Origin of the sequence: Methylicorpusculum sp., from assembly GCF_030651835.1 — a bacterium.
Lineage (GTDB): Bacteria > Pseudomonadota > Gammaproteobacteria > Methylococcales > Methylomonadaceae > Methylicorpusculum.
In genome coordinates, this window is record NZ_JAUSBX010000045.1 from 46,645 (window position 1) to 62,048 (window position 15,404).

Here is a 15,404-nt window from a genome sequence, read left to right on the forward strand (position 1 = left end):
ATGTTTTATGACTTTTGTGCTTTTTGAGGGGCTGGAGGAAGGATTTAGGGGATGTTGCAAAGAGCTACAACGACGAATTCACGTGTCTTTTGAAATCAAGCATCATCCCGTCAATTAAAAGTGGGCGAGTCATTATTACCAAATACTGACTTATTTTTTCTGCAAGCGCAGTGAATTCAATACCACTGAAATAGAACTGAAGGCCATTGCGGCGGAGGCGATCATAGGATTCAGCTTACCCACAGCCGCGACAGGAATTGCGACGGTATTGTAGCCTAGCGCCCAAAACAGGTTTTGTTTGATGATACGCAAAGTGGCTCCGCTCAATTCCATGACATCGGCCACTTTACTGATATCGCCGTTAACCAGCGTCAGATCGGCGGTTTCAATAGCGACATCGGTGCCAGTGCCTATCGCAAAACTCACATCAGCTGCCGCTATGGCCGGCGCATCATTGATACCATCGCCTATCATGCCGACTTTTTCACCCCGGCCTTGTAATTCTCTGACGATAGCCAGTTTTCGTTCCGGCACGGCATGAGCAATCACATCGACAATTCCGACCTGCTCCGCCACATATCTAGCCGTTTGCTCAGTATCGCCGGTTACCATGACAGGCTTGACACCCAGCTTGAGTAAGCGAGCAATCGCCTTTTCAGCATTGGCCCTCGGCTTATCAGCAATACCGAACAAAGCCACCACCTTGCCATCGACGCTCATACAAACAGGGGTCTTGCCTTGATGGGCTAAACTTGAAACCTGTTTTGCCAAGCTCTTTGAGTCAATACCGGATTCTTTAAACCAGGCAAGAGTCCCCATCAGTACCCGATGACCGTCTACCCGGCTGTTAATGCCGTGACCCGGAATATTTTCAAATTCATCGGCATTGCTGGAACTGACATTGCGGTCTTTTGCGTAAGCGACAATAGCTTTGCCCAAAAAATGTTCAGAGCCAAATTCTGCAGCCGCCGCCAGTGTCAGCAGGTCATCTTCGTTATCTTTAGAAAGCACTATAAAATCGGTGACTTGAGGCTTACCTTCAGTAATGGTTCCGGTTTTATCAAAGACAATGGTGGTCATTTTCGAGGCCATTTCCAGGCTTTCACCATTACGGATGAAAACGCCCCGGCGCGCCGATTGACCTGTGCCCACCATAATCGCCATCGGCGTGGCCAATCCCAGCGAACAAGGACAGGCGATCAGCAATACGGCAATGGCATTGCTGAATGCTCGGCCAAATCCGGCACCGACTGCCATCCATGCCAGGAATGTGAAGGTTGATGCGGCAATCACGGAAGGCACGAAAACAGAGGAAATACGATCCACTGTTTTTTGAATCGGCAATTTGGACGACTGGGCCTGATCGACCATATGGATAATATTGGCTAACACCGTGTCTTTGCCGACAGCGGTGACTCGCATTTTCATAACACCATTTGCGTTAATGCAACCACCCACCAGACGATGGCCCGGCTCTTTGACAACCGGCAGGCTTTCACCGGTAATCATTGACTCGTCCACCGTCGAGAGTCCTTCAATCAGAACGCCATCGGCCGGAATTTTCTCGCCGGGCCGTATCAGCAGAATATCGCCAATAACTACCTGATCAACCAGAATAAGGACTTCTTTATCGCCTTTCAGCAGCGTTGCGTTTTGAGGCTGCAAATCAACCAAGGAACGTATCGATTCATGGGCCTTGCCTTTGGCTTTTTCTTCCAAGTAGCGGCCAATCAATACAAAAGTAATAATCCCGGTCGCAGAATCAAAATACAATCCCCGCTTGCCGGCCAGCAGCGATACCAGGCTATAACCGTAAGAGGCACCGACCCCCATCGCTATCAGGCTGTCCATGTTGGTTCTTCGCAATTTGGCAAGCTTGTACGCTTTGACAAAGAATGGATTCCCCGCCCATAGAACAATCGGCATGGCTAAAAGATGTTGAGCCCAATGCCAAAATCTGGACGATGGCGAAGCCATGCCTATTACCATAACAGGCAAGCTTAATGCGCCAGCGATAATCGCCCGTAGCCGGGCATCGTTCAGTCGTTGTTTTTCTCGTTCAATCAGAAATTTACGCTGCGTCAGCGTATCAAAAGCATGGGCCTGATAGCCCATTTTATCAATCAACGAAAACAACTGCTGTTGACTGATTCTGCCCGTCACCGTTGCCGTTTCAGTCGCAAAATTGACGTTGGCGGAAACGATACGCTTATCTTTTTTTAACAGCATTTCTATCAACAACGCGCAGGATACGCAGGTCATGCCATTGATAGAAATACTGAAAGATTGAACGGGCAGATTATTATCGCAATCGGCTGAGATAGAAGCAGACTGTTTGCCTCCGACAGTCGATGTCTTGGATCCAAGATTGCCGAGTAGAGCGTCCAGAATTTTGAGCAAATTTTCCTTGGGCAGTATCCGCGGATCAAAATGAACCGCTATTGATGCGATGTCCGGAACCGACCGCACCTGGATAATCCCCTGCCTTTTTTTCAACATGATTTCCAGAATACAGGATCGCTCAGGATCCTTGAGCAATACCGGCGAGATCAGCCGAACCCTGTGCTTGACTTCATGAACCACTATGCCGTGACTTAGGGTTCCGGTTTGGGTTGCATCCATTTTGCTTTCCTTCATTTGGCTATGTCGTCAAAACTTTTTTTCGGAAAAGTCGCATCTCACAAAATTACTAAAAAATGTTTCCTGCCGCTTTCCTTTCTAACGCTTACTCTTGTTCAGAAACCGCAATGATATCTTTACGGTATTTATAGACCAGATACCCTAATGCAAAACCAAGGCCGATCAGCGTCACGGGATGTGTCAGGACTTTTTTCAGCGTACTTTTTCCTGCAGCAGCAGAACCGGCGGCAATGGTCTTACTGACACCGTGCGCCATAGGCTGTTTGGCCGCCATACCCATTTTGCCCATGTCCGCCATGGATGAAGACATCATTTTGGCAGCCTCAGCAGTCCCCTGGGTGATTTTTGCACCATGTACGTGAGCCATAGGTTATTTCTCCTTAATATTATAATAAGTTAAAGTAGTAGTAATACTCATATTGAGCTATTTATCAATAGATTCAGCTAATTTTGATGTCTGATTCTGCTTTATGTATGACCCCCAAGCCTAAACCGGCTAGGGCATTTTTTGGATTTTGTCCGACCGTTTGATTAAAACAATCATCCCTTGCAGGAGATTCTTATCACTGCTTACTTTGATTCGTCCGGCTCGCCTGCGTTTTCTCGGCTTTCCTCAACCAAGTCGATCAGATTTTCTTTTTGGTGCAATAAAAAACTTTTGCTCTTATCGACAGAACGCTCCGCCATCGCGATAATTTCTTTACGGTATTTGCCGATAAAATAACCGGCGGCAATGCCAAAACCGAAGACGATAAGCGGATGCCTGGCAATGATGCTGACCACACTACGTCCAGCATGATTGATGGTTGAAACAGCGACGCCAGTCGTTATCCCTTTAGCTAACACATCACCTTTGAAAGGATGAACCATTGTTTTGGCTTCATCCTCTTTTATCGCATGATGGTTAATAGATTCATTGTAAACTCGATTCGTTTGCTGTTGAGATGCCGGATTTATTGAATCATTAATTGTATCTGCTCACCCCCTCCAATTTTAGTGGGTGTAGGTGGTTGATTGAAAAGGCTTCTGCAACAGGGATGTTGCAGAGAGCTACAGGGACGTATTGATGCGTCCTTTGAAATAAAGCACCTACGCCCTTAATTCAAAGCGGGCGAGTAGTTACCATTAGTTTTTGTAGGGGCATATATAATTCATTTAATATTTTGCTGTCAATCAACTTCATTTGAGACAAAGCGGACTCCAGACGATTTGCTGGATAAATGTAAATCTGATAAATGCTTGACCATTACCCTTGTTTTCAATAGCCTAACGCAATTTACGCAAGGCATTAAACTGTCCCGAACTCATTAGCATGTCGTCTCAAAAATTGAGCGGACATAGCCTAAAACCCTCATTTCAATCGACTTAAGCCACGCCAATATGAATGTCGAAAACCAAGACTTAGCCACTAGCCACCCTGTGCGATTGTTCTTTAAAAGAACCTTTATGATTACACTCGCACTGTCGGGCATAGCTTTCATTCTTTGGCTGGACAGTTGGTTTATGGATCACGCAAGCATGCCTGATCTCGGTCGTGACATTGGCTACGGACTGTTAATCCTGATCGGCTTTTTGACCAGTTTTCATTGTGTCGGCATGTGCGGACCTTTGATCTTGGGCTATACCGCAAGAGAGGCCGCTACCGGTTACAAGTCCTATACCACACATTTTCTCTACGGTATTGGCAAAACCCTTTCCTATACGCTCATCGGTGCGCTCTTCGGCGCGTTCGGCGCTATCGTTGCTTTTACCCCGTACACTCAAGGCGCAGTAGGGATTGCCGCAGGATTTTTTTTGATTCTATTCGGTTTACATATGCTCGAGGTGTTTCCGGCGCTTAACCATTTCCAGTTTAAAACGCCTGGATTTGTCATGCGTTTTGTCGGTAAAGAGTATCGAAAACACAGCAATCCGTTTTATATCGGTCTGCTGAACGGTCTGATGATTATTTGTGGGCCATTACAAGCCATGTATGTGATGGCAGCCGGAACCGGCAGTTGGTCTGAAGGCGCCAGAATTTTGTTTTTTTTCGGCATCGGCACACTGCCTTTGCTCTTGGGTTTTGGTTTTTTGACCAGTCTGCTCTCCAAAAATCTGACACCCAAATTATTGAAAGCTTCCGGTGTCATCGTCATGATTTTAGGAACGGTCATGATGAATCGAGGGCTCGCCGTCACGGGTACCGGCGTCGACTTTAATACCTTGATTGCCCGGGCCTCACAATATTTATCACCGGCTATTGCCGAATCACCCAACTGGGAAACTGAACAGACGATTCACATGGATGTCATTAAGTCCGGTTTTTCTCCTAACAAATTTACCCTGCGTAAAGGTGTCCCGGTCAAATGGATCATTAACGGTAAAGAATTAAATTCCTGCAATAACGCCATTGTGGTGCCTAAATACGGACTCGAATTCAAGCTGCATGAGGGAGAACAAACCATCGAATTCACACCTCCCGAAAGCGGTGTCATTCCCTGGAGTTGCTGGATGGGTATGATTCCCGGAACATTTATTGTCGTTGAAGACGAACCGAAACCTACTGAAGACGGCACACTCACCGTGCTTGACGGTACTGTAGAAAAGACAGATCAGCGCAGTTGGGTTCTGAGAATCAAAGAGTACTGGCTTAAATGGTTAGCGGATTATCAAGATAAATTGAGTCAATGAGCTTATAACTTGAGTGAGCACTCATTGCCCATTTTTTAAATTATTTTCAGATAACGAACCGCTGTCAGCATAGGCATTACGTTAGCCATTTTTTAAAATATTACGCCACTTAACCCGATTTTATGCTCCATATAACATAGTTTAATTTGTCTATTTTCCAGAAAACTATATATATCAATATATTATAATATATGGTTTAAATTATGCTTAAAGGTACTGATGATTCAATTCGACAGATAAGCCACATAGCGCGTTAAAAGAATTACCTTGCAAAGCCTAAGCTTAAATGTTGAAAATACAGATTAAATACAAACCGCAAAACTTAACTGACAAGTAAATCACCCCCTGACTTCAGTGCTTAACGGGCGAAGCAACCCCGCAATGCCTTGCAACGCGTTTGTATGAAACCATTTTGGGGAAATCGTTTATGAGAAAGTCTTCATTATTTTTTTTAGGCCTGACCGCCGAAGTCATCGTGTTTAGCTTTTTGCTGGTCCATGCATCGCTGAGTGAAAGCTTTCAACAAGACGTTCTTGCGCAAAAATCAGCTCTGGTAAAAACACTACGCTTGACTGATCTGTGCCTTTTTACCGAAGCGCGCTACACCCGGCATCTGTCGCAAGCTGATTTAAATACCGCCTTTCAGGATCACCCCCTGTCCCTGGAGCATTTTCCTTCCGGGTCATTCACCCAGCCCTACGTTAAAAACGAAACCCCATGACCCCCTGGATAGAAAAACAACGCTATATTATTGATTTTACTATTTCTTCGTTATTGCGTAGAAAAGTCAAAAACATCGGCCTTTTGACTTTGTACACACTGATCGTTTTCATCCTGGCTTCAACGATGTTTTTTACCCATTCCATCAAAAAAGAGGCTGCGATTATTCTGCAGGGTTCTCCGGAAATTGTTGTACAAAAAATTATTGCCGGACGACACGATCTGTTTCCGATCAGTTATATAGACTCCATCAAGTCTATACGCGGCATAGCCAATGTAGAAACCCGCTTGTGGGGGTATTACTATGACAGCCTGGTGGGTGCCAATTACACACTGCTATCTCCGCCCGACAATTCCGGGACAACCCAACTTTCGGGCAAAACCACGGCAGTTGAGACAGATCCTGACGATGCGGAAGCGTTAGCCGCTACCAAGCCATTGTTTGAATACAACGGCGCTTTACTGGAACCCGGCACTTTAATCATCGGTAACGGCGTTTCCAGAATGCGTAATATCAGCAAAGGCGATTACATGCCTTTCATGGCCGCTGACGGGCAAATCATGAATTTGAAAGTCTCCGGCACGCTGTCCTCATCATCGGAACTGGTGTCTTCAGATTTGATATTGATCACCGATGAAGATTTCAGAAAATTGTTCGGCATTGCCCCCCAGTTTGTGACCGATGCCATCGTGACCGTCAAAAACCCCAATGAAGTCAGCATGGTGGCTGGAAAAATCAAAAAACGCCTGCTCGACTCCCGGCCAATCATTCGTGATGAAATTCTCAGAACCTACGATTCGATATTCAACTGGCGCGGCGGCATGATGATTGTCATTTTCTCGGCAGCCGTTTTGGCGTTTGTCATTTTCGCCTGGGATAAAGCCTCCGGATTGAGCGCTGGCGAACGCCGGGAAATCGGCATTTTAAAAGCAGTGGGCTGGGAAACCTCGGACGTCATCCAGATGAAATTTTGGGAAGGCGCGATGATTTCGTTAACCGCCTTTTTTACCGGCGTCATTCTGGCTTACATCCATGTGTTCTTCGCAGGATCACCGGTTTTCGAACCGGCTCTTAAAGGCTGGTCCAGCCTTTACCCTAATTTTGCATTGACCCCGTTTATCAATGCCGAACAGATTACCACGCTGTTTTTTCTGACTGTCGTGCCTTACACCGTCGCGACTATCGTTCCAACCTGGAGAGCCGCTACGATTGATCCCGATTCGGCCATGCGACAAACCGGAGAATAAGTCATGATTGAATTAGTTAATGTAAAAAAAGTATTTAATGCCGGCAATCCCAGTGAATTTTCAGCGCTGAACAGTGTGAATCTGGAAATTGCCCAAAACAAGGTAACGGTCCTCAAAGGCCCCAGCGGTTCAGGCAAAACGACGCTCTTGTCAATCGTCGGCTGTATGAGCAGGCCTTCTGCCGGTCGCGTCAAGTTAAACGGCCGTGAAATTACCAGCCTCCCGGAACGTTTTTTAACGGATATACGCCGCACAACCTTTGGTTTCATTTTTCAGCAGCCCAATCTGATCAAAGGCATTTCGGTACTTGAGAATGTGATGCTGCCGGCCTATCCGCTGGGTGAAAAACGCGCTCATTTAAAAATGAAAGCGCTTAATGGCCTGGCCGGGCTCAATTTATCCAGCAAAGCATCATCACAAGTAGAGTGGTTGTCAGGAGGAGAAGCGCAACGCGTATCGATAGTCCGTGCACTAATCAACGATCCTTCGATCATTATTGCTGATGAACCTACTGCCCATCTTGATACCAAATTATCGTACCGCTTTATGGAAATCGTCGAAAAATTCAAGGCTGAAGGCAAAACCGTGATCATCACCAGTCACGATCCTTTAGTTTACGATTCAGCCATGGTCGATCACGTTGTCAATTTACGCGACGGTAAAATCGAGGACGAATAAGCGTGATTCTGCATCCTACCGTTATTGCCAATCTGCTTGCAGCCTATATCTCCAGTTTCATGGTGGCCTATGCGACTTATTACGGCGCACAAATACTCAAACACTGGAATATAGAAAGCGGAGACGAAATACAACTGACACTTGAGCGCAAAACCTATCTGATTTCGACCTTACTCAGCTATGTCTTCGGCCTGCAATTACTTTCGCTTTTTCTCTATATTTTCACCGCGGACGCCATGGGCCCGTTATTCGTCGGCGCAATGTGCGCTGCCGGAACGCTGAATGTCAACGGCTTCGGCTATCCGACGCTGGTTTTCAAAATTCTTAACTTTATCCTGGCCGGATTATGGCTGGTGTTAAATCATGCCGATAACCAGGGTTACGATTATCCGCTGATCAAAAAGAAATATGTGTTGCTGGCGCTTATCGCGCCTTTTATCGTGCTGGAAGCCCTACTGGAGAGCGCCTATTTTCTTGGGATGGAGGCGAATGTCATTACTTCCTGCTGCGGCAGTATGTTCAGCGAAGAAAAAGTCACCGGCCTGGGCTCTGAAATCGCTTCGTTGCCCGCCCGGCCCATGATGTGGATTTTTTATGGTGGAATGGTATTTACGCTGGCAAACGGCCTTTATTTCTATTTAAAAAATAAGGGGGGCTATCTTTACGCAGGTCTCAGCCTGGTGATGTTTGTCATTTCACTGGTTTCAATCGTATCGTTTATCTCGCTTTACATCTACGAGCTGCCTACGCATCACTGTCCGTTCTGCATCATCATGGAGGATTATCACTATATCGGCTACCTGCTTTATATCCTGCTTTTTGGCGCGGTAGTATCGGGGATCGGCATCGGCGCGCTGATGCCTTTCCGAGGCATACCCAGTCTTGAGAGCCTGTTAAACAGCTTTATTCGCAAACTCGCGCTGACCTCTGTGCTTTTATACGCCGTGTTTACCGCCTTTGTAACTTATGAAATTATCTTTTCAAGCCTGGTTATCAACTATGAAGTCGTCTATTAAACCTCAATTTACAACACCAAAACCCGGAGTTGCACTTTGGTCAGTATTATTGATTTGTTTGTTCAACCTGACTGCCAGCTACGCTGCCGAACCTGAGATTACCATCAAAAAGTCTGACCGCTGCCCGGTTTGCGGCATGTTCGTTTACAAATACCCGAAATGGGTGGCCCAGATCATTTTCCAGGACGGCACGTCTTATTTTTATGACGGCGCGAAAGATATGTTCAAGCATATTTTCGATACGGCGAAATATACGCCTGGAAAATCGGTGGATACGATCAAGGACATCTATGTGACCGACTACTACGAAGTTGAACTCATCGAAGCGAAGCCGGCTTATTATGTGATTGGCTCCGACGTACTGGGTCCCATGGGCCATGAATTGCTGCCGTTCAAGGACCAGGAATCCGCACAGGAATTTCTGGAAGATCACAAAGGCAAGACCATCCTGCGCTATGAGGAAGTCACTCCGTCCATCATTGAGTCGCTGGACAAACGCTCATGACCCTTCGCCGTATAACGCTGCTGTGCTTGACGGCCCTATTAACCCTCACTGCTTGCCACAAAAAACCAGGATTGCAGATCGGTGATCCGATTCCTAGCGTCACTTTGAAAGGTTATGACGGCCATCCTGTAAAACTGCCGGATGACTTTAAAGGCAAAGTCGTACTGGTCCGGTTCTGGTCTCTTGAATGCGGGTTTTGCGATAAAGCGATGCTGGCTTCGCTTGATCGCCTTTATCAGAAATACAAAGACCAGGGATTTATTCCTGTGGCCATTAACGAGAGCCGTATCAGAGAAGGTGACGAACGGCTTAAGCCATTCGAGCAGCTGACTTATCCGATGCTGGCCGATGAATATAACTCAGCCGCCAGACAATTTGGCGTCATTGGCCTGCCCACCACATTCATCTTCGATGAGCAAGGCATTCTGCGCGAAAAGCTCAGCGGTGAAGCGAAATCGGAAGAATTTGAAAAACTATTTACAACAGTCCTTAATAAAGGAGGCTTTTATGAAAACGCTCATTAAGATAGCGTTTGTAATGATAGGGTGTCAGCTGTTACTCATGTCAACTCAGCTGAATGCTGAAGATAAACATGAACGCGAGAGCTGCCGCGTCTGCGGTATGTGGATAGACGAGTACATCAAGAGCGCCGCGGAACTAACCTATAAAGACGGACACAAGCAATATACTTGCGGCGTAGCCTGTATGTTACGTGAAATTGATGATGCAGGCGGGCTGTCCGCATTCGAATCGGCTAAAGTTCATGACTGGGTTTCGGGAGATCTGGTTGATGCTGAAGACGCCACCTACGTGCTTGGCAGTAAAGTCATTCCCGATATGGTGCCCAACTACATCGCGTTTGCCAACCGTGATGAAGCTGAAGCATTTGCCGCCAAAGAAGGCGGCGATGTCATCGATTTTCATATCGCCTATGAAGATGTCTCGCCGGTGGGAACGACCGCGCCGTTTCGCTTACGCACAGCCGTCACACCGGGCAAAGGCAATTTCAGTGTCGGCATGGTCTACGGCTACACCCAAAAAGATCGGGTTAAAATTGGCTCGGGCAGCAGCCAGGAGCCCTACGATTTCATCAAGGGCAACCGGGCACAACCTCGTGCGCCAAGCCAGCTCGAAGCCCATCAACAGGCTTTGACAGCCAACTATTCACCTACCGATGATCTCGCGCTGTTTATCAATGTGCCCTGGCTGGAAAGAAGAACCAAAACACTCGATCAAGCACAAACACCGGCAGGAGGCATTACCGAATCAGTGGGCGAAGAAAACGGCATCGGTGACATCACGCTTGAAGGCCGTTATAACTTCTGGCGCAGCACCCGTTGGGACAAGTTTGCCACTGTCTTGCTGGGTACGACATTACCAACCGGCCAATTTAGTGCGGATCGTCAGCAGGCGCAAAAAACACCGCCAGCTCAGTTTATTGCCAGGCAAACAGGGGATAATCTTATTTCGACCAGTCCCGCGCTGCAATTAGGCAAGGACACGGCGACGTTTACCGGCGGCCTACTCTATTCGCAACGCTGGAAAGCACTATGGCTGCATACTACCGCGCTGTACACGGTCAACCCAGAAAATGACGAAAATTTTGCGTTTGGCGATGTGGCTAATATTGGTCTGGGATTGCACTACACACCCAATTATGACTTGATGCTGGGTGTGGAGATAGATGCCAGCTATATTGAGAAAAATGAAGATCGAGGGTATAAAATCGGCAACAGCGGCGGTACCGTGACGAATTTGGCCTTTGTCAGTGACTGGCGGTTTATGAACGCTTTCGGCGGTAATTTCAAATTGCGCGGTTCGGTCGGTTTACCGATCTACGAAGATTTGAATTCCAGAGATATCAATCGTATAAACGGACAAACCTTTACCCAGGTTCAACTGGGCGATGGCTTCTTCGGCAATCTGGCTCTCGTCTGGACATTTCGCGCCGCACCTGATTATTGATTTTTTTTGCCCGGCAGCTGGGGTGTTTGTTACCTCTCCGGCTGCCTGTAAAACACCGCACCATTCCCTGAAAGTAGCCAATGAATAGCCCCACCCCTAAGCGTTCAGTCTTATTATTCCTTTACTGCCTGCTAATGTGGCTTGCAGGTTCTGCTTATGCTGCTGATTCCGAGGATCTTTTGCCCCCCGATGAAGCTTTTGAATTTAAAGCCGAATTAAAAAATCAGGACCTGCTTATCCTGTCCTGGGCCATTGCCGATGGCCACTATCTTTATCGTCATAAATTAAAATTCGTCTCGCTCACACCGGGTTTGAAAGCGGGCGAACCTTTATTCCCTTCCGGAATAACACATCATGACGAATTTTCCGGCACCATGGAAATTTACCGGGATCGTCTGCAACTCAGACTTCCTCTGCTTCATGATGCCGTCAAAGTCGACGATCCGGTTGTGGAAATCACGTTCCAAGGCTGCGCTGATAAAGGTGTCTGCTATATGCCTATCCTTAAAACCATTAGTTTCGGATTAAATCCTCTTTAACCTGTCGATCAAGCTACGTTGAACCACTCAACCGGTAAAATTTCTGCGGCTTGTTTTTAAGTTTAATGGTCCTTATCAACAGATAGTTTTTTATGTATGGGTAAATTTGCGATAATGCCCGGTTTTATCTGGAGAGAACAACGCGTATGTGGTTTAAAAATATTGCACTCTATCGCCTCACGGAAGATTTCGGCTTATCGTCCGATGAATTTGAAGAAAAGTTACAACAAATGCCATTTCGGCCTTGCTCTGCCCAGCAAGAGATGAGTTTCGGCTGGACGCCGCCCTTAGGACGGCACGCCGAACAATTGGTCCATTCCGCCAATGGCTTTATGATTTTTTGTGCAAAAATTGAAGAAAAAGTCCTGCCTGCTGCCGTCATCAATGAACTGGTTGCCGAAAAAATAATGGAAGCCGAAGACGAACAAGGCCGTAAGTTATCAAAAAAGGAACGCACCGCCATCAAAGATGAAATTTGTTTTGAGCTGTTACCCAAAGCATTTTCATTTTCTCGCAGAATTTACGCCTACATCGATCCTAAAAATCGCTGGTTGATTGTCGACAGTGCGTCCACAAAAAAAGCCGAAGATGTCTTAAGTCAATTGCGCAAATGCCTGGGTTCGTTACCTGCTGTACCCCCACTTACGCAGCAAAAGCCGACCGCGGTCATGACCGAATGGTTAACGTCCAATGACTTGCCTGGCGACATTGTGATTGAAGATGAATGCGAATTACGGTCACCTAAAGAAGAAGGCGGCACCATCCGCTGCAAACGCCATGACCTGACCCTGCCCGAGATTAAGAACCATCTGGAAACAGGCAAACAAGTCATAAAATTAGCGGTGAGTTGGGAAGATCGTTTGTCCTTTGTCGTGGATGAAAATCTGTCGATCAAGCGTTTACGGTATCTGGATTTAATTCAGGATCAACTGTCCGAAACGGATGCGCAGACAGATGCCGAGCATTTTGATGCCAGTTTTTCAATCATGTCTTTGGAACTTGCGCGCTTTATCCCCCGTCTCATGGAATTATTCGGTGGAGAACTTCAAAATGGCCAGCAAGCGAATTAATTTCTTTTTAATCGTTTTATCGTTGATTGCCCCGCAGGCGATAGTCGCGGCGGATTTTCGCTTACCTGAAAATCCGGGCGATAGCTTAATTGGCGACAAGATGAGCAGCGGACAAAGTCACCCGGACGAGCATTTCTATACGACTGCAAAAGAAGAGGACACCCTGCTGGATATCGCCCGTCAGTTTAATCTGGGTCAAACCGAGATCATACTGGCTAATCCGACGGTGGACCGGTGGTTACCTAAAGAAGGTACCCGGGTCAGAATACCGAATGCCCGACTTTTACCCAACGCGCCCCGCAAGGGCGTGGTGATTAACCTGCCGGAATATCGGATGTATTATTATTCCGGTGACGGCAGTAATACGGTAACGACGCATCCTATTAGTATCGGCCGTCTGGATTGGAAAACCCCGTTAGGCAAAACGAGGATTGCAACTAAAACGCGCAACCCGACCTGGACGCCACCCGAGTCCATCAAACGGGAACATGCTGAACGCGGAGATTTCCTGCCTAATGTCGTGCCGGCAGGACCCGACAATCCTCTGGGTCTCTATGCCATGCGACTGGGTGTTCCGGGTTATCTGATACACAGTACCAATAAACCGTTTGGCGTCGGGATGAGCGTGACACATGGCTGTATCCGCATGTATCCGGAAGATATTGAAAAACTGTTTCCCCGGGTTTCAGTCGGGACTGATGTTTATATTGTCAACCAGCCCATCAAGGTGGGTTGGTATAAAAACACGCTCTATGTTGAAATCCATCAGACGCTGACAGACGAACCGGCACCTTACAAAACCAAGCTTGAGCAGGCGCTCGATTTGATTATTAAAGCCAATAATCAGGAACTGCCGGTTATTAACGGCGCGGCGTTGAAAGGTGCACTTGAGAGAAGGGACGGCAGACCGGTTGCAATCTACACCCGACTCCAAGATCTAACAGCCTCACAATAAACGGCAATTGATCAAAATACGGTTAGGGATCGGTTAAATTGACGTTTGTTTTGAACGACTGATTAAAGATAATTGAACAACGATAATCGCTGCACCTGGGAAAATGCTTGTTGAGCTGCTTGCAGCGACATTTGCTGCAAGTTAAACCGACTGATGGCTTCTGCGTAATCCAAATCTTGTGTGGCTGATAACGTGGACCTTGTATCAATAATAAATTTATCGTTTTGAGATTCCTGATCATCCAGTGCCCGCAGCCTTGCGCCTACGCTGGTTCTGGCTTGTAACAAACTGTCTAAAGCCGAATCAAGGTCAGTCAATACATTACCCAGATTGGCGTTATAGACTTCTTCGGTGCTGAATCTCCTGATTTCCGGTTTATTAAGGCGCAAATCATCTTCATTAAGGAAAACATTATCGGCGGCATTGCTTTGCCCTTCTTCAAAACCGGCATTATCGAGGAAAAAAACGTTAGCATTTTGGATTTTTATTGTTGAGTTAATTCCGGTTGTCAACGAAACAAATTCAACCTTGTTTCCGTTGGTCCTAGCCTGCATACTATTTTTCATCCCTTGAGTTTCGATTTGACTGTTTATTTCAGTGACCAACGCATCCAAATTAGTAAATTCAGCAGTCAGAGCGATTGAGGCTGTACCGCCATCACTGACCAGATCAAACGAAGAACCTCCTGCCAAACCATAACGCAAAAACCGGTCACCGGTAATCGTCGCCTGTTGCGGTTTGAAGTCACCCGCCAAACTATCGGATAGAGCCTGTAAGGTATTAAAAATACTGCGTTTCCCATCTTCATTTTTATAGCGACTGACAGACGCAATATTTTCAAATACATTGGAGCCTAAATCGCCGTCGGCGACTTGTCTTTCCGGACCAATAGGTAATGCACGCTGATGAACGCCACCCTGATAGACGTATTTTCCGGTATCAGGATCCATTACATAAGTCGGTTCATTGGATAAATCACCGGAAAAAATAAATTCGCCATTGGCGTTTTTGGTATTGGCCAATCCGGCCAGTTCCTGGATCAGCTGATCCACTTCCTGCTTAATGGCAAGCCGGTCACTGGCATTCAACGTACCGTTCAAAGCCTGAACAGTGAGTTCCTTGACACGAATGATCACATTTTCGGAAGATTCCAGTGCCGACTCTTCAATATTCAAGCGACCTCGGGTAGCAAAAATATTGGCCTGATATTGACTGGTTTTTTCTATCGACTTTTCCAGATCCAACACCCTGGCCGCCGCCGAGGGATCGTCCGACGGAGACAACTGTTTAAGCCCGCTGGACAATTGCATCTGGGTTTTTGACATTTTGGCCTGTTGCGCCTGCATCGCGTTAACGCCAAGCTGTTGCGCCCATGCGGTTGATATTCTCATAATTCCC

Annotated in this window: 15 protein-coding genes; 11 read left to right on the top strand and 4 right to left on the bottom strand. The window is 46.8% G+C overall.

Annotation, left to right across the window (positions count from 1 at the left end; all coding sequences use genetic code 11):
* Positions 1 to 150 precede the first annotated feature (150 nt).
* From Q7V32_RS05600 to Q7V32_RS05610, 3 genes are all read right to left on the bottom strand, one after another.
* A complete protein-coding gene (locus tag Q7V32_RS05600) occupies positions 151 to 2,622 on the bottom strand; it encodes a cation-translocating P-type ATPase (RefSeq protein WP_304895991.1) in 2,472 nt (823 codons plus the stop codon).
* 103 nt (positions 2,623 to 2,725) lie between these two features.
* Positions 2,726 to 3,007, bottom strand: a complete 282-nt coding sequence (locus tag Q7V32_RS05605) for a hypothetical protein (protein WP_304895992.1) — start codon at positions 3,005 to 3,007, stop codon at positions 2,726 to 2,728.
* Between the two features lie 203 nt (positions 3,008 to 3,210).
* Entirely contained in the window at positions 3,211 to 3,510 is a 300-nt protein-coding gene (locus Q7V32_RS05610) for a hypothetical protein (protein ID WP_304895993.1), read from the bottom strand.
* Between the two features lie 576 nt (positions 3,511 to 4,086).
* Here Q7V32_RS05610 and Q7V32_RS05615 point away from each other — a divergent pair.
* The 11 genes from Q7V32_RS05615 to Q7V32_RS05665 all read left to right on the top strand — a co-directional run bounded on the left by Q7V32_RS05615 (position 4,087) and on the right by Q7V32_RS05665 (position 14,006).
* Positions 4,087 to 5,310 (top strand): sulfite exporter TauE/SafE family protein, encoded by a 1,224-nt coding sequence (locus tag Q7V32_RS05615; protein WP_304895994.1) that lies wholly within the window; start codon positions 4,087 to 4,089, stop codon positions 5,308 to 5,310.
* A gap of 427 nt (positions 5,311 to 5,737) precedes the next feature.
* Positions 5,738 to 6,031 carry a hypothetical protein gene (locus Q7V32_RS05620; protein ID WP_304895995.1) on the top strand — a complete coding sequence of 98 codons (294 nt, stop codon included), beginning with the start codon at positions 5,738 to 5,740 and terminating at the stop codon, positions 6,029 to 6,031.
* A complete protein-coding gene (locus Q7V32_RS05625; RefSeq protein ID WP_304895996.1) occupies positions 6,028 to 7,278 on the top strand; it encodes an ABC transporter permease in 1,251 nt (416 codons plus the stop codon). The genes Q7V32_RS05620 and Q7V32_RS05625 overlap by 4 nt, the downstream gene beginning before the upstream one ends.
* A gap of 3 nt (positions 7,279 to 7,281) precedes the next feature.
* A complete protein-coding gene (locus Q7V32_RS05630; RefSeq protein ID WP_304895997.1) occupies positions 7,282 to 7,956 on the top strand; it encodes an ABC transporter ATP-binding protein in 675 nt (224 codons plus the stop codon).
* Between the two features lie 2 nt (positions 7,957 to 7,958).
* A complete protein-coding gene (locus tag Q7V32_RS05635) occupies positions 7,959 to 8,972 on the top strand; it encodes a hypothetical protein (protein ID WP_304895998.1) in 1,014 nt (337 codons plus the stop codon).
* Positions 8,956 to 9,477: a nitrous oxide reductase accessory protein NosL gene (locus Q7V32_RS05640; RefSeq protein WP_304895999.1), complete on the top strand. Its 522-nt coding sequence runs from the start codon at positions 8,956 to 8,958 to the stop codon at positions 9,475 to 9,477. Before Q7V32_RS05635 ends, Q7V32_RS05640 begins: the two co-directional genes overlap by 17 nt.
* The gene (locus Q7V32_RS05645; RefSeq protein WP_304896000.1) at positions 9,474 to 10,001 is read left to right on the top strand and encodes a TlpA disulfide reductase family protein; all 528 of its coding nucleotides are present in this window, start codon (positions 9,474 to 9,476) and stop codon (positions 9,999 to 10,001) included. Before Q7V32_RS05640 ends, Q7V32_RS05645 begins: the two co-directional genes overlap by 4 nt.
* Positions 9,985 to 11,442 (top strand): nitrous oxide reductase accessory protein NosL, encoded by a 1,458-nt coding sequence (locus Q7V32_RS05650; protein WP_304896001.1) that lies wholly within the window; start codon positions 9,985 to 9,987, stop codon positions 11,440 to 11,442. The genes Q7V32_RS05645 and Q7V32_RS05650 overlap by 17 nt, the downstream gene beginning before the upstream one ends.
* Positions 11,443 to 11,576: 134 nt before the next feature.
* The gene (locus tag Q7V32_RS05655; protein WP_304896002.1) at positions 11,577 to 11,981 is read left to right on the top strand and encodes a protein-disulfide reductase DsbD N-terminal domain-containing protein; all 405 of its coding nucleotides are present in this window, start codon (positions 11,577 to 11,579) and stop codon (positions 11,979 to 11,981) included.
* Between the two features lie 146 nt (positions 11,982 to 12,127).
* Positions 12,128 to 13,051 carry a recombination-associated protein RdgC gene (gene rdgC, locus Q7V32_RS05660; RefSeq protein WP_304896003.1) on the top strand — a complete coding sequence of 308 codons (924 nt, stop codon included), beginning with the start codon at positions 12,128 to 12,130 and terminating at the stop codon, positions 13,049 to 13,051.
* A complete protein-coding gene (locus Q7V32_RS05665) occupies positions 13,032 to 14,006 on the top strand; it encodes a L,D-transpeptidase family protein (RefSeq protein WP_304896004.1) in 975 nt (324 codons plus the stop codon). The genes rdgC and Q7V32_RS05665 overlap by 20 nt, the downstream gene beginning before the upstream one ends.
* A 62-nt stretch (positions 14,007 to 14,068) precedes the next feature.
* Here Q7V32_RS05665 and flgL read toward each other — a convergent pair whose 3' ends face one another.
* Positions 14,069 to 15,397, bottom strand: a complete 1,329-nt coding sequence (flgL, locus tag Q7V32_RS05670) for a flagellar hook-associated protein FlgL (protein WP_304896005.1) — start codon at positions 15,395 to 15,397, stop codon at positions 14,069 to 14,071.
* Between the last annotated feature and the right edge of the window lie 7 nt (positions 15,398 to 15,404).